Annotated in this window: 14 protein-coding genes and 1 riboswitch; of the genes, 3 read left to right on the top strand and 11 right to left on the bottom strand. The window is 71.5% G+C overall.

Features of this window, described 5'->3' with window-relative positions:
- The first annotated feature begins 57 nt into the window (after nt 1-57).
- A complete protein-coding gene (locus H483_RS39660) occupies nt 58-195 on the top strand; it encodes a hypothetical protein (protein WP_017837559.1) in 138 nt (45 codons plus the stop codon).
- Between the two features lie 172 nt (nt 196-367).
- On the opposite strand, the gene H483_RS32690 is transcribed toward H483_RS39660, so the two are convergent.
- The 5 genes from H483_RS32690 to H483_RS32670 all read right to left on the bottom strand — a co-directional run bounded on the left by H483_RS32690 (nt 368) and on the right by H483_RS32670 (nt 5,862).
- The gene (locus H483_RS32690; protein ID WP_371204592.1) at nt 368-1,003 is read right to left on the bottom strand and encodes an ABC transporter ATP-binding protein; all 636 of its coding nucleotides are present in this window, start codon (nt 1,001-1,003) and stop codon (nt 368-370) included.
- Nucleotides 1,000-2,061: an iron ABC transporter permease gene (locus H483_RS32685; RefSeq protein WP_017837556.1), complete on the bottom strand. Its 1,062-nt coding sequence runs from the start codon at nt 2,059-2,061 to the stop codon at nt 1,000-1,002. The genes H483_RS32690 and H483_RS32685 overlap by 4 nt, the downstream gene beginning before the upstream one ends.
- A 4-nt stretch (nt 2,062-2,065) precedes the next feature.
- The gene (locus H483_RS32680; RefSeq protein WP_017837555.1) at nt 2,066-3,094 is read right to left on the bottom strand and encodes an ABC transporter substrate-binding protein; all 1,029 of its coding nucleotides are present in this window, start codon (nt 3,092-3,094) and stop codon (nt 2,066-2,068) included.
- Between the two features lie 54 nt (nt 3,095-3,148).
- Nucleotides 3,149-3,330, bottom strand: a riboswitch (cobalamin riboswitch).
- Between the two features lie 157 nt (nt 3,331-3,487).
- The gene (locus H483_RS32675) at nt 3,488-5,278 is read right to left on the bottom strand and encodes an NTP transferase domain-containing protein (protein WP_017837553.1); all 1,791 of its coding nucleotides are present in this window, start codon (nt 5,276-5,278) and stop codon (nt 3,488-3,490) included.
- Nucleotides 5,275-5,862 carry a TetR/AcrR family transcriptional regulator gene (locus H483_RS32670; RefSeq protein ID WP_017837552.1) on the bottom strand — a complete coding sequence of 196 codons (588 nt, stop codon included), beginning with the start codon at nt 5,860-5,862 and terminating at the stop codon, nt 5,275-5,277. Before H483_RS32670 ends, H483_RS32675 begins: the two co-directional genes overlap by 4 nt.
- Before the next feature lie 135 nt (nt 5,863-5,997).
- Between H483_RS32670 and H483_RS32665 the strand changes: the two genes are divergently transcribed.
- Nucleotides 5,998-7,560, top strand: a complete 1,563-nt coding sequence (locus tag H483_RS32665; protein ID WP_017837551.1) for an MFS transporter — start codon at nt 5,998-6,000, stop codon at nt 7,558-7,560.
- Between the two features lie 61 nt (nt 7,561-7,621).
- Here the strand turns inward: H483_RS32665 and H483_RS32660 are convergent, their stop codons facing one another.
- The 6 genes from H483_RS32660 to H483_RS32635 all read right to left on the bottom strand — a co-directional run bounded on the left by H483_RS32660 (nt 7,622) and on the right by H483_RS32635 (nt 15,617).
- Complete coding sequence (locus H483_RS32660) at nt 7,622-9,970, bottom strand: FdhF/YdeP family oxidoreductase (RefSeq protein WP_017837550.1); 2,349 nt, start codon at nt 9,968-9,970, stop codon at nt 7,622-7,624.
- Nucleotides 9,971-10,070: 100 nt separating this feature from the next.
- Nucleotides 10,071-10,892, bottom strand: coding sequence for a formate dehydrogenase accessory sulfurtransferase FdhD (gene fdhD / locus H483_RS32655; RefSeq protein ID WP_031265013.1), 822 nt, complete (start codon nt 10,890-10,892; stop codon nt 10,071-10,073).
- A 26-nt stretch (nt 10,893-10,918) separates the two neighbouring features.
- Entirely contained in the window at nt 10,919-11,983 is a 1,065-nt protein-coding gene (locus tag H483_RS32650; RefSeq protein ID WP_193746888.1) for a zinc-binding alcohol dehydrogenase family protein, read from the bottom strand.
- A 130-nt stretch (nt 11,984-12,113) separates the two neighbouring features.
- Nucleotides 12,114-12,737, bottom strand: coding sequence for a serine O-acetyltransferase EpsC (epsC, locus tag H483_RS32645; RefSeq protein ID WP_017837547.1), 624 nt, complete (start codon nt 12,735-12,737; stop codon nt 12,114-12,116).
- Nucleotides 12,737-13,672 (bottom strand): cysteine synthase A, encoded by a 936-nt coding sequence (gene cysK / locus H483_RS32640; protein ID WP_017837546.1) that lies wholly within the window; start codon nt 13,670-13,672, stop codon nt 12,737-12,739. The genes epsC and cysK overlap by 1 nt, the downstream gene beginning before the upstream one ends.
- A 154-nt stretch (nt 13,673-13,826) precedes the next feature.
- Nucleotides 13,827-15,617, bottom strand: a complete 1,791-nt coding sequence (locus H483_RS32635; RefSeq protein WP_017837545.1) for a long-chain fatty acid--CoA ligase — start codon at nt 15,615-15,617, stop codon at nt 13,827-13,829.
- Nucleotides 15,618-15,767: 150 nt separating this feature from the next.
- On the opposite strand from H483_RS32635, the gene H483_RS32630 reads away from it, so the two are divergent.
- Complete coding sequence (locus tag H483_RS32630; protein WP_017837544.1) at nt 15,768-16,979, top strand: GAF domain-containing protein; 1,212 nt, start codon at nt 15,768-15,770, stop codon at nt 16,977-16,979.
- Nucleotides 16,980-17,114: the final 135 nt, after the last annotated feature.

The following is a 17,114-nucleotide window of genomic DNA, read 5'->3' as shown; positions in this document are numbered from 1 at the left end:
GTCGCGGACGGTCGGTGCCCTGCCTAGACTGGCGCTCCCCGATGATGGAGGTGCCCGATGGCGTTCCTGAGAAACGCGTTGAAGACCGGAGTCGCACTCAAGGCCATTGACGTGGTCAAGCGTGAGGCGTCCAAGCCGGAGAACCAGCGCAAGGCCCGCGAATTCGCGGAGAAGATCCGTAACCGCAAGCGCTGATCACCGGGAGCGTTGGTCAGCGGGCGAGATACCGGACGTGCACCGTCGGCCCGTCGTGCACCACCTCGGCCCGAACTCCGTAGACCTGGTGTATCAGGGCCGGCGTGAGCACCTCGGACGGGCGGCCCCCGGTCACGAGGCGCCCCCCGGACAGGACCTCGAGCCGATCGCATTAGGTGGCCGCGAGGCTGAGGTCGTGCAGCGCCGCCACCACCGTCGCCCCCGTGCCCCTGACCAGCGCCAGCAGGTCTAGTTGATGGCGGATGTCGAGGTGGTTGGTCGGCTCGTCCAGCACGAGCACGTCCGGTTCCTGGGCCAGGGCCCGCGCGATCTGCACCCGCTGCCGCTCGCCGCCCGAGAGGGTGGCGTACCGCTGGTCGAGACGCTCGGTGAGGGCGGTGGTGGCGGCGGCGCGGAGTACGGCCTCCTCGTCCTGCGTGCCGGGGCCCGACCACGCGGCGCGGTGCGGGATGCGACCGAGCTCGATCACGTCCCGCACCGTCGGGTTCTGGTCGGTGGCCACCTCCTGCTCGACAAAGGCCACGTGCCGGGCGACTCGCCTGCGGGGCAGCTTCCGGATGTCTGTGCCGTCGAACAGGACGCGACCGGTCGAGGGCCGCAGCAGGCCCGTCATGACGCGCAGCAGAGTGGACTTGCCCGAGCCGTTGGGGCCGAGGACCCCCACCATCGTCCCGGGCTCCGGTGCCAGGGAGAGATCCCTCAGGATGGGTCGACCGCGGACGGACCACGACACGCCCCGGGCCTCGAGGGTCGGCGCCCCCTGCCCCTCCGGGGGCCTGGTCGTCATCGGGCCCTGCCCTTGCGGAGCAAAAGCACCACGAACGCCGGCACGCCGATCAGAGCGGTGGCCACTCCGATCGGCAGGTCCTGCGGCGCGAGGACGGTCCGGGCGCCGGCGTCGATCCAGACCAGGAAGACCGCTCCCATCAACGCCGCCGTGGGCACCAGGACGCGGTGCCGCATGCCGACCACGGCCCGCGCGGCGTGCGGCAGCACCAGGCCGACGAACCCGATCGCACCACAGGTGCTGACGATGACCGCGGTGATGAGGGCGGTCACCACCATGAGGACGAGCCGGGTGCGGGCCACGTTCACGCCGAGCGCGGCCGCCGCGTCCCGGCCGAAGGTGAAGGCGTCGAGGCTCGAGGTGTGCAGCAGGCACGCCAGCAGACCGGCGAGCACGACGGCGCCGCACACGGCCACGTCCGTCCACCGGACGGAGGACAGCGAGCCGAGCAGCCAGAACAGCACGCCGCGGGTCTGCTCGGCGTCGGCCGCGGTGTAGACGACGAACGAGGTCACGGCCGAGAACAACTGGGTGGCGGCGACCCCGGCGAGCACCACCCGGTCGGTCGTCCCGCCGGAGGCGAAGGCCAACAGCAGGACGAACCCGAAGGCGGCCAGCGCCCCGACGAACGCGCCTGTCGTGAGCCCGACCGCCCCCGCGCCCACACCGAGCACCACGATGAGCACCGCGCCCGTCGAGGCACCGGAGGAGATTCCGAGGACGTACGGGTCGGCCAGAGGGTTGCGGAGCAGGGACTGCAGGATCACCCCGCACAGGGCGAGCCCCGCGCCGGCCAGTGCCGCCATCAGGGTTCTGGGCAACCGCAGGTTCCAGATGATCCCCTCCTGGATGCGCGTCAGTCCCGACTCCGTTCCGGAGAGGCGCGCCAGGGCGGACTGCATCACGTCGCCGGCCGTCAGGCCCGACGGGCCGATCGTCAGGACGAGTGCCGTGGAGACCAGCAGGACGGCCACGCCGGCGAGCCACAGGAAGGCCAGGGCGGCCGGGTGCCGGAGAGGAGCCCGCCTGGTGGCGCGAACCGGAGGGGCGCTGGGCATCTGCTCAGTTCGATGGATCCTGCTCACCGACCAGCCCGAGCTCGTCGAGGCCCGCGGCGACGGTCTCCACCCCGTAGACCGTGCGGAGCGAGGGGTTCATCTCGGCGCCGGTGAGTTCGATGAACCTCCTCTCGCGGACGGCCGACATCTCCCGGGTCACCGGGTTCGACTCGAGATAGGCGATCTTGGCGGCCCCGGTCTCGGCGGTCTGGCTCCGGCGGGTCAGGTCGCCGAGGACGATCACGTCGGGGTCGCGCTCGGCCACCACCTCCCAGTTGATCTGGGGCCACTCCTGGGTGGTGTCGTCGAAGACGTTCCTCAGGCCGAGGGTGTTCGAGATGAGACCCGGGGCCCCGCAACAGCCGGCCAGGTACGGCGACTCGGAGTTGGCGAACCAGTACATCGCCGAGACGCCGGTCGCGTTCACCCCCTCCTGCGCAGTGTCGAGCCGGAGCTGGAGGTCCGCCACCAGTTCCTCGCCGGCCTCCTCGACCTGGAAGATCTGCGCGAGCTCGGTGATCTCCCGGTAGAGCAGATCCGGGGTGAACGGCTGCTCGCGCACTCCGTCCCCGGAGTCGGCGATCTTGCCGACGCAGTCGGCGGGGGAGAGGTAGGTGCCCACGCCCAGCTCATGGAACTGCTCGCGGGTCGCGACACCGCCCTCGCCGAGCGTGCTGCCGAACGAGGCGGTGACGAAGTCCGGTTCCACGTCGAGGACGGACTCCATCGACGGCGCGTTGTCGGCCAGTCGCGGGATGCCGGCGTTGGCGTCGGCGAACTCGCCCAGAACGGGGTCGGTCCAGGTGGCCGTGCCCACCATGCGGTCGGCGAGGCCCAGGGCGAGCAGGATCTCCGTCGAGCTCTGGTTGAGCGAGACGATCCGCTCCGGGACCGAGTCGACGGTCACCTCCTGCCCGCAGTTCTCGATCGGGCTGACCGCGGGGCCGGCGGTGGCGTCCGGGTCGTCGGTGGCGCAGGAGGTCAGGACGAGGGCGGCGGCGCCGGCGAGGGCGAGCAGGCCTGATTTACGCATGGGTGTGCTCCGAGGTCGCGGGCCTGGAACGCGAAGCCCGATCATGACCTGGCGGTGGGGACCGCGAGGGCCAGCCGGTATTCGGACTCGGGGTCGTCTGGACTGGGCGCCTTCCCAGATCCTGCGATCCAGTGGCATCGTGCCCCGCCATCACCCATACCGCTGCGCGTCAGTCCCGGAGTCGCACCGGGTTCCCGCGACCCGTTGAGGGTCATGCTGGCGAACTGACGTTAACACGACCCGGTCGTCATCCCGTCCTGGAGCGTCCGGCTGCGCCCGTCCTACAGGTGCTGTATCCGGGCGAAGGGGTATCGAGCGATCGCGCCCACCACCAGCGCGTATACCGCGGTGGCGGCGAGACCGAACGCCACGGCGATGATCGTGTACCCCACCTCAGATCCAGTCGATGATCTCGACGAGATCGCCCGACGCCGCGCCCTCCGGGACCACGGCGAGCGCGGGAGCGCCTGCCAGGTCGGCGAGGTGGGCGGTGCGGACCCGGGCGGACAGCGACCATCCGCCGGCTCCGTCGGGGCGGGCCGGGAGGATCCTCGTCCGGCCCGGGGCGGCCGCCCGGTCGAGTCCGGGCACCGGGACCAGCACCTCGGGGCGCGACCTCCCGGTGAGTGCGTCGACGAGCGCGCGGCCCGTCGTCGCAGCGGCGCTCACCGCCGCGAGGGGATTGCCGGGCAGGCCCAGCAGGACGCGGCCGTCGGGCAGCGCCGCGACGAGCTGCGACCCCCCGGGCCGGACCCGGACCCCGTCGAGCACGATCGTCGCGCCGGCCCGGTCGAGGGCGGGGCGCAGGTGGTCGGCCACCCCGCGGCCGGTCGCCCCGACCAGGACGACGACGTCCGCGTCCGACGTCGCGGATCCGGCGCGGCCCGTGAGCACCGCGTCCATGGCCTCGGCGGTGTCCGGGCAGTGACCGGGTGGCCCGGAACAGGCCAACCCCGCCCGCCCGAGAACCTCGACGAGAAGCGGGCCCACGGTGTCGCGGATCCGGCCCGGTGGCAGTGGCGACGGGGTGTGGGCGGGCAGGATCTCGTCACCCGTCGTCACCACGACCGCGCGGACGGGACCACGGACCGTCACCGAGGTCAGGCCCGCTGAGAGGGCCGCGGAGGCCAGCGCGGGGTCCAGCGTGGCCCCCGCGTCGGCGAGCTCGTGGCCGGCGGCCCAGTCCTCGCCGGCAGGTCTCAGATCGTTCTGTCCGGCGGCGCGGGGCAGTGCCGTCACCACGGCGGGCCCGGAACCGTCCCGCGTCACCTCGACGAGCTCATGGCGCAGCACCCTGTCGCTCCCGGCCGGGACGAGCGCGCCGGTCGCGATGGGAGCGGCGGTCCCGGCGACCAGTCCGGCGGGCGAGTCGTCCCCGGCCCGGCGAGCCCGGCCGGTCAACCGCCACGGCCCCTCGCAGGCCAGGGCGTACCCGTCCATCGCCGACACGGGCTCCCGCGGCATGGGGTCGGCTGCGACAAGCGGTGCGGCGAGCACGGCCCCGGCAGCCTCGAGGGGAGGGCGCGCGGTCGTCGGCAGTGGTGTGAGCCCCGCGCGCAGGACGGCCCTCACGTGGGCCAGCGCGATGGGCCCGGAGGCGGCCACCTCGGCCCAGGTGTCGACGTCCCGCGCGGGAGCGCCCACGGTCACGCGGGTGACCACCTCGTCGTCGTACAGCGCCCGGACCGGTCGCCCGGCCAGCCCTCCGGATCGGCCCAGGGCCTCCAGCCGCGAGGCGAGGTCGCGGCGGTGCCACACGGCGAGCAGGTACTGGTCGCGGCCGTCGGCGTCCACGGCGAGCGCGGCGGCGGGCCGCCCGGTGGGTTCTGCGGCGGGCCGCCCTGTGGAATCGGCGGCGGGCCGGTCCAGGGCGGCGACGAGTCGGCGAAGGGTGTCGGCGTCGAGGTCGGGGAGGTCGCAGGCCACGACGACGACGAGATCGACCCGGTCAGCAAGCGCCGCCAGTCCCGCCGCGATCCCGGCCACCGGACCCGAGAAGGCGGGCTCCTCGCGGGTGTCGCCACCGGGTCCCACGGTGACGACGGGGCCCACCACAGCGGCGACAGCACCGACCACGGTCTCGAGCATCGGTCGGCCCGCGATCGTGATGCCGGACTTGTCGGCGCCCCCGAGCCGGCTCCCGCGGCCACCGGCCAGGACGATCGCCCCGACGGAATCGGTCACGAGTCGGCCGCCAGGCGGCTGCGCAGGAAGTCGTCGACGAGGATCTCGATGTCCGTCTCGGTGAACGGACGCAGTCCGATCATGCGCGCGAGGACCACCGGCCCGGCGATCTGGGCCACCGCCAGGTCGCGATCACCGGGGATCAGGGTGCCGTCGGCCTCCGCGGCGGACAGGATCGTGTGCAGAGGTGCGGCGTAGGAGTCCACCACCCCGCGGCGCAGCTCGCCCACCTCGTCGTCGTTCCCGGCTCCCCGGCCCATCGCCAGCCATCCCCACATCGACTGCTGGAGGGGCGCGTCCTGGATCATCCGCGCCATGGAGGTGCCCAGCTGGATCATCTGCTCGCGTATCGGGGCGTCGCTCGGTGGTGCCTCCGGCGTCGGCAGGAGACGTCGGAACGCCTCCGCGATCAGGGAATCGGTGGAGGGGAAGTTGCGGTACAGCGTGGTCCGGGCGACGCCGGAGACCCGGGTGACCGCGTCCACCGTGACCGCCGCGGCGCCGCCCGCCAGGAGTAGATCGACCGCGGCGTCCAGGAGTTTGCCCCGCGAACGTGCTCGGCGCGGATCGGTCGGAGACTTCATGGGTCCATTGTGACGGCCCCCGGTGGTATACGGTGTGGGGACCCAACCGATACTGGCGGTATCGTTTCTCGAGACCGCCCGACCGCGACCCCTGCCGACCCTGACCCCCGCCGACCCTGACCCCTGGGAGCCCACGTGCTGGAACTGACCACCGGACGGCGCCGCTGGCTGCTGTTCGTCAACATCGTGGCGGTGTCGCTGGTCGTCGCCACGATGTCCGCGCTGTACACCTCCCTTCCGGACATCGCCGTGGCCACCGGGGCGACCCAGGCCCAGCTCACCTGGATCGTCGATTCCTATACGTTGGCCCTCGCCGCGCTCGTGCTCACCGCGGGAGCCCTGGGGGACCGCTTCGGCCGTCGGGCCACCCTCATCGTGGGGCTGGCCCTGTTTACCGTGTCCTCGGCCCTGCCCATCTGGCTGGACTCGCCGCTCTGGGTGATCATCCTGCGGGCGGTGGCCGGAGTGGGCGCGGCGTTCGTCATGCCCTCCACGCTCTCCCTGCTCACCGCCGGTTTCCCGTCCGAGCGTCGCGGCTCCGCAGTGGGGATGTGGGCCGGGTTCGCAGGCATCGGCGGGATCGTCGGCCTGCTCAGCTCGGGGGTCATGCTGGAGGTGTGGTCGTGGAAAGCGATCTTCGTGGTCTACTCCGGCATCGGTCTGCTGGTGCTCCTGGCCGCCCTCACGATCGGTGAATCCGTGGCGTCCCGGCACGGTCGGCCGGACGTGCTGGGGTCCGTGTTCTCGGCGCTGGCGGTCGGTGGAGTCGTCTTTGGGCTCATCGAGGGTGCGCACACGAGTTTCTCCGACCCCCTCGTCGTCGTCACCCTCATCGTGGCCGCGGCCAGCCTGCTGGCCTTCGTCCTGGTCGAACTGCGTGCCACCGACCCCCTCCTCGACGTGCGGTACTTCCGCCGGCGGGGCTTCGCCGCGGGTTCCATCTCCGTCGGGATGCAGTTCCTGACGATCTTCGGGTTCTTCCTGCTGATCGTCCAGTACCTGCAGTTGGTCAAGGGGTACGACCCGATCGCCGCCTCCCTGGCGTTGGCGCCGATGGCGCTGCCGGTTCTGGTGTTCTCGCTGGTATCGCCCCGCATCACCGCCGTGGTCGGGCTGCGGGTCGTCTCCGTGGTGGGCGTCGGCGCGATCGCGGCCGGGATGATCCTGCTCTCCCGGCTGGGTGTCGACTCCACGTACTGGGACATCATGTGGCCGATGCTCGCGGCGGGCGTGGGTCTGGGGCTCTCGACGGCGCCGGCGACCTCGGCGATCGTCTCCGACATCTCCGTCGACGAACAGGGCGTCGCCGCCGCCGTCAACGACGCGATGCGCGAGGTGGGCGCCGCCATCGGCATCGCGATCTCCGGCAGTATCCTGGCCGGTCGCTACGCGAGCGGGATCGTCGACGTCCTGCCCGGCGTGCCCGAGCCCGGGCGGCAGGCGGTGGAGAGCTCGTTCGCCGGTGCGGTGGAGTTCGTCGCCGTGGCCGGGCCGGCGCTCCAGGGGATAGTCGACGCCGCCGCCGAGGTCTTCGTGACCGGGATCTCCGACGCACTGTTCGCGCTGGGTCTGGTCGCGGCGGGCGCTGCGGTGGTGCTGCTGTTCGTGGCCCCCGGGCGGGGCTACGTCGCGAAGGGTGAATCGGGGGCGGGGGATGCGGCGGCCGCCGATGCGGCTGCTCGCCGCTACGCTCGCTAGCGCTCGCTGCGCGGCTCGAACCGGACGGAGTCCGCGCGCCGGTTGCTCGCCGCTACGCTCGCTAGCGCTCGCTGCGCGGCTCGAACCGGACGGTCACCGCCTTGAAGCCGGGCGTGTTGGACTCACGGGCGACGTTCTGCCGGTGGACCAGGTTGTTGGCCTCCGGGAAGTACGCCGCGCAGCAGCCGCGGGCCGTCGGGTAGGACACCAGCCGGAACTCCTCCGCGCGACGCTCGCTGGTCACACCGTCCGCGCCGGTGAACACACTCACCACGTCGACCAGCTGGCGGTCCGCGAGGCCCAGGTCGCGTAGGTCATCCGGGTTCACGAGGATCACCCGGCGCCCCTCGGAGATGCCCCGGTAGCGGTCGTCGAGTCCGTAATAGGTGGTGTTGTACTGGTCGTGCGACCGCATGGTCTGCAGGACCAGATGCCCGGCCGGCGCCTCCAACCACTCCAGTGGCGACACCGTGAAGTGGGCTCGCCCGGACGGGGTGGCGAAGGACCGGGTGTCGCGCGGCGGATTGGGCAGCACGAAACCGGACTTCTGTCGCACCCGCCGGTTGTAGTCCGAGAACCCGGGGATCACTCGTGCGATGTGGTCGCGGATCACGTCGTAGTCCTCCGCCATCGCGCGCCACCCCACCGGGTGGTCGTGGCCGAGGATCGCCTCCGCCATGCCCGCGACGATCTGCGGTTCGCTGAGCAGCTGGTCCGACACCGGTTCCAGCCGTCCCTGGGACGAGCGGATGACCGACATCGAGTCCTCCACCGAGACGAACTGCGCGCCCCCCGGATGACGGTCGTCGCGGTCCGTGCGCCCGAGCGTCGGGAGGATGAGCGACGTCTGACCGTGGACCACATGGGACCGGTTGGGTTTGGTCGACACGTGCACGGTCAACCCGGTGCGCTGCATCCCCGTCTCGAGCACGTCGGTGTCCGAGCACGCCTTGGCGAAGTTGCCGCCCATGGAGACGAACACGTCCACGTCGCCGCGCTCGAACGCCTCGAGCGTCTCCGTCGAGTCGTATCCGTGCTCACGCGGCGAGTCGATGCCGAACTCGTCGTCGAGCGCGTCCAACAACACCGCGCCCGGCTTCTCCCAGATCCCCATGGTCCGGTCGCCCTGCACGTTCGAGTGCCCGCGGACGGGGCAGGCGCCGGCCCCGCGTTTGCCGAAGTTCCCCTGCAGCAGCAGGAGGTTGACGATCTCGCGCAGAGTGTCGACCGAGTGGGGCTGCTGGGTGAGTCCCAGCGCCCAGCAGATGATCGTCCCCCGCGAGTGCACCAGCAGGGTCGCCAGGCGTTCGATCTGGTCGCGTCGCAGCCCGGTGGCCCGCTCGGTGGTGTCCCAGTCCAGGTCGGCACGCGCGGCGGCGTAGGCGCTGAACCCCTCGGTGCACGTGTCCACGAACTCCCGGTCCACGACTGTCCCGGGCGCCGCCTCCTCGGCCCGCAGGAGTAGATGGCCCACCGCCTGGAACAGCGCGAGGTCGCCACCCACCTTGATCTGCAGGAAATCGTCCGCCACCGTCTCACCGCCGCCCTCGACCAGGCTCTTGGCGATCCCCGTGGGGGACTGGGGGTCGGCGAACCCGAGCAGTCCGGCCTCGGGCAGCGGGTTGACCGCCACCACGCGGGCGCCGCGCCGCCGGGCGTCGGTGAGGGCGGAGAGCATCCGTGGGTGGTTGGTGCCGGGATTCTGTCCGACGACGAGGATGACGTCCGCGTGATCGAAGTCCTCCAGCGAGACCGTCCCCTTGCCGATGCCGATCGTGGGCGTCATGGCCGACCCGGAGGACTCGTGGCACATGTTGGAGCAGTCGGGCAGGTTGTTGGTGCCGATCGACCGCGCGAGCAGCTGGTACATGAACGCGGTCTCGTTGGCGGTGCGGCCGGAGGTGTAGAACACGCAGCGGCCCGGTGACGTGGCGTTCACGTGCTCTGCCATGAGTGCGAACGCGTCCCGCCAGGAGATGGGTGAGTAGTGCTCGTCGCCGGGCCTGAGCACGACCGGCTCGGTGATCCGGCCCTGGTTACCCAGCCAGTACTCGGTCTTGTCGCGCAGCTCGCGGATGGGGTGGGCGGCCCACCACTCGGGGGTCACTGTCCGGGTGGTGGACTCCTCAGCCACGGCCTTGGCGCCGTTCTCACAGAACTCCGCCGGCTTGCGCGGCCCCGTGATGGACTCGGGCCAGGCGCACCCGGGGCAGTCCGTGCCGCCGCGGTGGTTGAGGCGGGCCATCGCACGGGCCGTCCGCGACACTCCGGCCTGCGATATCCCCCGCTCGAGCGCCACCGAGACGGCCTTGAGGCCCGCCGCACTGGTCTCGGGTTCGCCGATCCGGATCCGGGTCTCATCGATGTCGGCAGTGGGCGCGGACCGACGGATGTGGGGGATCAGGCTCATGGGCCTATTGTGCGCCCGAACACATCACGGCGCAGCCGTGGCTCCGGTGCAGGGGTGGCCCCGGTGGGTACGCGTAGGTTTCTCAGGTCTCTCAGGCCTCTCAGACCCCGATGCGCTCCGGACGGGTGTAGACGGTCGCGCGGTCACCCCGGCTGAACCCGACCAGCGTCACCCCGGTCTCCGCGGCAAGGTCCACGGCCAACGACGAGGGGGCGCTGACCGCGGAGATCACCGGTATCCCCGCCATGGACGTCTTCTGCACGAGCTCGAACGAGGCGCGCCCGGAGACCTGGAGGATCGTCTCCCGCAGCGGGAGTCGGCCCTCGCGCAGAGCCCAGCCCACCACCTTGTCGACCGCGTTGTGCCGGCCCACGTCCTCGCGCAGGCAGAGCAACTCGCCGTCCGGGGAGAACAGCGCCGCTGCGTGGACCCCGCCGGTGCGGCCGAAGACGACCTGGCCCTCGCGGAGTCGGTCGGGCAGGGAGAGCAGGATCTCGGCTCCGACCAGGGGGGTGGCCGGCCCGGCGGGGAAGTGGGTCGCCGTGCGCACGTCCGCGACCGAGTCGACCCCGCACACCCCGCAGGAGCTGGTCATGGTGGTCGCGCGGACGGACCGGGGCTCCGGGACATCGGGGGACAGGGTCACGGTGAGGGTGTTGTAGTCCTGCTCGGTGCGGCCGCTCACCGTGGTGCAGTAGCAGATCTCCGGGAGGTGATCGCGGTGCCAGATCGCTCCCTCCGACACGAGGTACCCGGCGGCCAGGTCCATGTCGTCACCCGGGGTGCGCATGGTGACCACGTAGGGGCGCCCGCCGAGCCGGATCTCCAGCGGCTCCTCCACCGCGAGGGTCGCCACCTCTCCTCTGGGGTCACCGTCGGCAATGATCCTGCGCGCCGGGTGACGACTCGTCCGTCGTCCCATGGTGCAGAGGCTAGCGGGTGCCGGGTTCAGCCGCCGCCGCGGTCAGCCGGAGGCCCGGCAGGCCGGCGGTCGCGCTGTTCGGTGGACCGGTGGGCCACGCGCAGGACACCTGCGCCGCGGACGTCCCCCGCGTCCAGGTAGGCGAGGGCGTGGCCGGCCTCGTCGAGCCGGTACTCGTGGGTGGTGGGGCGCAGGGCGAGACGCTCGGCCAGGGCGAGGAACTCCTCGCCGTCGGAACGGGTGTTGCTCTCCACACTGGTCACGGTCCGCTCGTGGAACAGGTGCCGCTGGTAGTCGAGCCGGGGGATGTCGGAGAGGTGGATGCCGGCCACGGCCAGGGTCGCGCCGGGGGCGAGTGCCGCCAGGGCCACCGGCACGAGCTCGCCCGCAGGGGCGAAGAGGATCGCGGCGTCGAGCGGGAGCGGGGGGCGCTCGCCGGCGCCACCGGCCGAGGCCGCGCCGAGCTCCAGCGCCAACCGGCGCGCGCCCTCGCCCCGGGTGAGCACGTGGACCTCGGCCCCCTGCGCGAGCGCGAGCTGCGCGGTGAGATGGGCCGAACCGCCGAAGCCGTAGATGCCCAGCCTGCCGCCCGGCGGCAGCGCCGCCCGCTTGAGCGCGCGGTAGCCGATGATGCCCGCACACAGCAGCGGTGCGGCCGAGACGTCGTCGATCCCCTCGGGCAGGGCGTAGGCGAAGGCCTCGGGAACGGTGGTGAACTCCGCGTAACCACCGTCGGCGTCCCATCCGGTGTAGCGGGACCGGGCGCACAGGTTCTCGCGTCCTGACCGGCAGGCACCACACCTCCCGCAGGTGCCCCGCAGCCAGGGCACCCCCACCCGGTCACCGGTGACGAACCGACCGCACCCCGGCCCCGATCCGATGACCTCGCCGACGATCTCGTGTCCCGGGACCACGCGCGGTCGGCGGGCGGGGAGGTCACCGGTCGCGACGTGGAGATCTGTGCGGCAGACCCCGCACGTCAGGACGCGGAGCAAGACCTCTCCCGGCCCGGGCTCGGGGACGGGCGTGTCGACGAAGTCCAGGGGCGACTCCGCCAATGGACCCGGGTCGCGGACCACCCAGGCTCGCATCGTCGTCGTCATGGTCACGATCACCTCGATCCCGCGGTGCGATGACGGCGATCCTAACCCTCGCCAGACGACTCGGGCCACCCCGCGAACGCGATCAGGAGCGTCGTCGGGGTGGCCGGAGTCGCGTGGATCAGATGTAGATGGCGGGGTCGATGTAGAACTGCGCGTCGCGCAGCGTCTCCTTCGACTCCTTGGCGGGCTTGGCGACGCCCGGGATGCCCACGACGATCGAGTTGGCCGGGGCGTCCTTGACCACCACGGCGTTGGCGCCGACCGAGGAGTCGGAGCCGATCTCGACGGGGCCCAGGATCTTGGCCCCGGCGCCGACGGTCACGCGGTCACCCAGGGTGGGGTGCCGCTTGACGTGCTTGAGCGAGACGCCCCCCAGGGTGACCCCGTGGTACAACATGCAGTCGTCACCGATCTCCGCGGTCTCCCCGATGACCACGCCCATACCGTGGTCGATGAAGAACCGTCGACCGATGGTGGCCCCGGGGTGGATCTCGATCCCCGTGAGGAACCGGGTGAACTGGCTCAGGACGCGGGCCGCGAACCGACCGGCCCCGCCGGCCACCCACAGGCGGTGGGAGAGCCGGTGGGACCAGATCGCGTGCAGGCCGGAGTAGACGATCGCGTTCTCGACATCACCCCGGGCCGCCGGGTCGTGGGCGCGCGCCGCGGCGAGATCCTCGCGCAGGGTGCGCAGGAAGCCCGCCGCGGGCGCGTCCGCGGACGACGGAGTCGGGTCGGTCATCAGTCGCGGTAGTCCTCGAACAGCATGGTGGACACGTAGCGCTCGCCGTAGTCGCACACGATCACGACGATGGTCTTGCCGGCGTTCTCGGGGCGCTTGGCCAGCTCGAGCGCGGCCCACACGTTCGCGCCGGAGGAGATGCCCGCGAGGATGCCCTCCTCGCTGCCCAGGCGCTTGGCGATCCGCAGCGAGTCGTCGAGGGTCACGTCGATGACCTCGTCGTAGATCTCGCGGTTGAGGATCTCGGGGACGAAGTTGGCGCCGAGGCCCTGGATCTTGTGCGGTCCGGCCTTGCCCTCGGTGAGCAGCGGGGAGTCCTTGGGCTCGACGGCCACGATCTGGATGTCCGACTTCTGCTCGCGGAGGTAGCCGCCGGCGCCGGTGATGGTGCCGCCGGTCCCGATGCCGGCCACGAAGATGTCGACCGCTCCGTCGGTGTCCTCCCAGACCTCGGGACCACTCGTCCGACGGTGGACGTCCGGGTTGGCCGGGTTGGCGAACTGCCGGGCGAGGACGGCGTTCTCGCGGGTGTTGGCGATCTCCTCGGCCTTGGCCACCGCGCCCTTCATGCCCTCGGAGCCCGGGGTGAGGATGAGCTCGGCCCCGTAGGCACGCATGACGGCCCGGCGCTCGACCGACATGGTGTCGGGCATGACCAGGACCGCCTTGAACCCGCGCGCGGACGCGACCATGGACAGCGCGATACCGGTGTTGCCGGAGGTGCCCTCGACGATGGTGCCACCGGGCTTGAGGGCGCCGGAGGCGACCGCGTCGTCGATGATCGCGGCGCCGATGCGGTCCTTGACGCTGGCGGCCGGGTTGGCGGATTCCAGCTTGGCGAGCACGGTGGCCTGGAGGCCGTCGGTCAGGGAGTTGAGGCGGACCAGGGGCGTGTGGCCGATGGTCTCGCTGATGTCGGAATAGATCTTCGCCATTGGTGAGTTCCGTTCTGCAGAATGAACCGATCTGTCTATCGGCAAGTGTACGTGATCCCGCGATCGTCCGGACCACGCCCGCGTGAAATGACGGGGCCGGCGAAATGCCGCAGCGCCCGGACCCCGTGGGGCCCGGGCGCTACCGGTCGAGGACTCAGTTGTCGGAGTAGAGCGCCTCGATCTCGCTGCCGAAGCGGTCGTGCACGACGTTGCGCTTGAGCTTGAGCGTCGGGGTGAGCTCACCGCTCTCCACCGAGAACTCCGCCGCGAGGATCTTGAACTTGCGGATGGACTCGGCGCGGGAGACGGACTTGTTGGCCTGGTCCACCGCGTCCTGGATGGCGCCGACCAGCTCGCCGTCCTGGAGCAGGTCCGCCACCTCGCCGGTCTTGCCGTGCTTGTCCCGCCACGCCGGGAAGGTTTCCTGGTCGATGGTGATCAGCGCGGCGATGTAGTTGCGGTTGTCACCCACCACGACGGCCTGGCTGATCAGCGGATCGGCCGAGAGGAGGTCCTCCATCTGGGACGGCGACACGTTCTTGCCGCCGGCGGTGACGATGAGGTCCTTCTTGCGGCCGGTGATCGACAGGTAACCGTCCGAGTCGAGCTCGCCGATGTCGCCGGTGTGGTACCACTCGCCGGTCCAGGAGTCCTCGTTGGCCTTCGGGTTCTGCCAGTAGCCGTTGAACAAGGTCTTGGCCTTGGCCAGGATCTCGCCGTCCTCGGCGATCCGGATGGTCACGCCCGGGATCGGCCGACCCACGGTGCCGATCTTCGCCTGGCCGACCGGGTTGACGGTCAGCACGCCCGAGGACTCGGTGAGGCCGTAGCCCTCAAGGAGGTCGAAGCCGGCGCCGCGGTAGAAGTGGCCGAGACGGGCGCCCAGGGGGCCGCCGCCGGAGATGATGCGGTTGCACTCGCCGCCCAGGGCGTCGTGCAGCTTCGAGTAGACGAGCTTGGAGAACAGCTTCTGCTTGAGCGCCAGGCCCGTGGACGGCTTCCCGCCGCCCTCGATGGCCGTGGAGTAGTCGATCGCGGTCTGCACCGCGGCCTTGAAGATCTTGGCCTTGGCGCCGCCGGCGGCCTCCGCCTTGCCCGCCGCGGAGTTGTAGACCTTCTCGAGCACGCGCGGGACCGACACGAGGAAGGTCGGATGGACCTCCGCGAGTCGCTCGACGACCTTGGTGGTGTCGGGCTCGTGGGCCACGGCGACGCGCTTGTAGAAGCAGGCCACCTCGAGGATGCGGGCCAGGACGTGGGCCAGCGGCAGGAAGATCAGGGTGCGGCTGTTGGGGACGAACGCGTCCTGGAGCTGCTGCTCAACGGCCACCACGACGCCACCGAACCCGCCGTGCAGGATCTCGCAGCCCTTGGGGTTGCCCGTCGTGCCCGAGGTGTAGATGATGGCGCACCGGTCCTCGTGGCCCATCGCCAGCGAGGCCTGCTCGACCTGCTCGTCGGAGATGTCCGCTCCCGAGGCGGTGAGCTGTGCGACCAGGTCGTTCTCGATGACCATGATGTCGCCGCTCCACTCGGTGCCGGACGTCATCACCTCGCGGAGTTCGAGATCCTCGACCACGGCGAAGGTGGCGCCGGAGTCGGTGAGGATCCAGTCGCACTGGGCCGACGAGGAGGTCTCGTAGATCGGGACGGTGACGGCGCCGACCGCCCACGCGGCCCAGGCGATGAGCGACCACTCGTAGCGGGTGTGGCTCATGATGGCCAGGCGGTCACCGGGCTGGACGCCCCGGGCGATCAGGCCCTTGGCGACCCCCTTGACCTCCTGCAGGTACTGGGCGCAGGTGACCTCTGTCCAGTCGGTTCCGACGAGTCGCAGTACCGCGACGTCGTTCGGGGCCTCCTCCGCGTTCTTGAACACGAGCCGGCCGAGGTTCTCGACGGGGAAGGACTTGGTGGCGGGAGGGGTGGCGAACTCGGTCGTCATGGCGATCCTTAGGTCATGTGTGGCCTGTATCACTGGCAAGTGTAGAGGGTTCGTCGCCGCCCGTCTCCAGCACGGTCTATTTGGATCCGTTTATGAGGGGGCCGTCAGGTTCGAAATCGCCGATAGTGTGATACGAGTTACACTGAAGGCATGTTCGGGGGCACGGGACCCGCGGCGAGCCTGCTGGTGGCCGAGTCGTGGGAGCGCAGCAGGGATCGGGGTATCGACCCCACGGTGGTCGCGCCGTCGGTCGAGCTGGAGGGGCCGGACCTCTCTCGTCACGTGGCGCAACACCGGATGGCGTCGGTGCTGCCGGTGGTCGAGTCCGTCCTCGTCCCGGGCGTCGTGTCGAGCGGACACATCGTCGCCGTCGCGGACGAGCGCGGGCGGCTGCTGCGGGTGATCGGCGACCGGGGGGTCAGGTCACGAGCCGAGTCGATGGCGTTCATCCCCGGGGCCGTCTGGACGGACGAGGCGGTCGGGGCCAACGCGCCGGGCCTCGCGCTCAGGCACGACACGGCGGTGCGGGTCCGTGGATCCGAGCACTACCTCGAGATGGCGCACGAGTGGAGTTGTGCGGCGGCTCCCGTGCACGACCCCGGCTCGGGTGAGCTGATAGGGCTCATCGATGTGACCGGTCCGAGCAGCGCCGCCTCGGACCAGATGCTCGCGCTGATCCGGGCGACGGTCATGCTCGCGGAGGGGGAGCTGCGCACCGCCGCCGGTCTCGTCGTGCCCCGCCCGACCGCTGCCGACCGGTCCGACGGCGGGCGGTTGCGGCTGCGGGTCCTCGGTCCGGGGGCGGGGGTCCTCGACGGGGACGTCCCCGGGATCGACGGTCGCGTCCTGACCGGCAGGCACGCCGAGATCTGCGTGCTGCTCGACGCCCATCCGGAGGGGCTGACCGGTGGCGCGCTCGCGGAGCTGCTCGCCGACGACCGCCTGGACGAGGTCAGCGTCCGTGCCGAGGTCTCCCGGTTGCGGCGGGTGCTCGGGACGGATGTGGTGGGGTCGAGGCCCTACCGCCTGGCGCCGGGCGCGCTCGCCACCGACGTCCGTGACGTCACGGACGCGCTCGGGTGCGGGGACGTCATGAGGGCGGTCGCCGCGTATCCGGGACCGCTCCTGCCGTCATCGGACGCTCCCGGCGTGGCCGACCTGCGACTGGAGATCCACTCGATGGTGCGCGCGGCGGTCCTGTCCGCGGATCGGCTCCCCGTCCTCCGCGCCTGGGTCGCCGGCGCCGGTCGCGAGGACCTCGCCGCGTGGCGGGGCCTGGCGCGATCGCGCTACGCGGACGCCTCCACGGTGGCGGCGGCGGAGGCGCGGTGCCGTGTCCTCGACCAGCGCTTCGGGGCGTGAGGGGCCCGGCGGGCTGCCGCCGGTGTCGATTCGGGGCCTACCTGTCCACCCGGGTAGGTGAGGCGGGGCCGACCGGACCGTCCGTGGCGTGCCGGGTGGGCAGAACGTGCCGAGGGCTGTTCCGGAGGGGGCGGT

It is taken from the genome of Dietzia sp. UCD-THP, assembly GCF_000349585.1.
GTDB classification, from domain to species: domain Bacteria; phylum Actinomycetota; class Actinomycetes; order Mycobacteriales; family Mycobacteriaceae; genus Dietzia; species Dietzia natronolimnaea_A.
This window is presented reverse-complemented; position numbering and strand designations above follow the sequence as displayed.

Bases quoted from the DNA above. Each gene is read 5' to 3' on its own strand.
- H483_RS39660 (WP_017837559.1), top strand. From the start codon at position 58: ATGGCGTTCCTGAGAAACGCGTTGAAGACCGGAGTCGCACTCAAGGCC.
- H483_RS32690 (WP_371204592.1), bottom strand. From the start codon at position 1,003: ATGACGACCAGGCCCCCGGAGGGGCAGGGGGCGCCGACCCTCGAGGCC.
- H483_RS32685 (WP_017837556.1), bottom strand. From the start codon at position 2,061: ATGCCCAGCGCCCCTCCGGTTCGCGCCACCAGGCGGGCTCCTCTCCGG.
- H483_RS32680 (WP_017837555.1), bottom strand. From the start codon at position 3,094: ATGCGTAAATCAGGCCTGCTCGCCCTCGCCGGCGCCGCCGCCCTCGTC.
- H483_RS32670 (WP_017837552.1), bottom strand. From the start codon at position 5,862: ATGAAGTCTCCGACCGATCCGCGCCGAGCACGTTCGCGGGGCAAACTC.
- H483_RS32660 (WP_017837550.1), bottom strand. From the start codon at position 9,970: ATGAGCCTGATCCCCCACATCCGTCGGTCCGCGCCCACTGCCGACATC.
- fdhD (WP_031265013.1), bottom strand. From the start codon at position 10,892: ATGGGACGACGGACGAGTCGTCACCCGGCGCGCAGGATCATTGCCGAC.
- H483_RS32650 (WP_193746888.1), bottom strand. From the start codon at position 11,983: ATGCGAGCCTGGGTGGTCCGCGACCCGGGTCCATTGGCGGAGTCGCCC.
- epsC (WP_017837547.1), bottom strand. From the start codon at position 12,737: ATGACCGACCCGACTCCGTCGTCCGCGGACGCGCCCGCGGCGGGCTTC.
- cysK (WP_017837546.1), bottom strand. From the start codon at position 13,672: ATGGCGAAGATCTATTCCGACATCAGCGAGACCATCGGCCACACGCCC.
- H483_RS32635 (WP_017837545.1), bottom strand. From the start codon at position 15,617: ATGACGACCGAGTTCGCCACCCCTCCCGCCACCAAGTCCTTCCCCGTC.
- H483_RS32630 (WP_017837544.1), top strand. From the start codon at position 15,768: ATGTTCGGGGGCACGGGACCCGCGGCGAGCCTGCTGGTGGCCGAGTCG.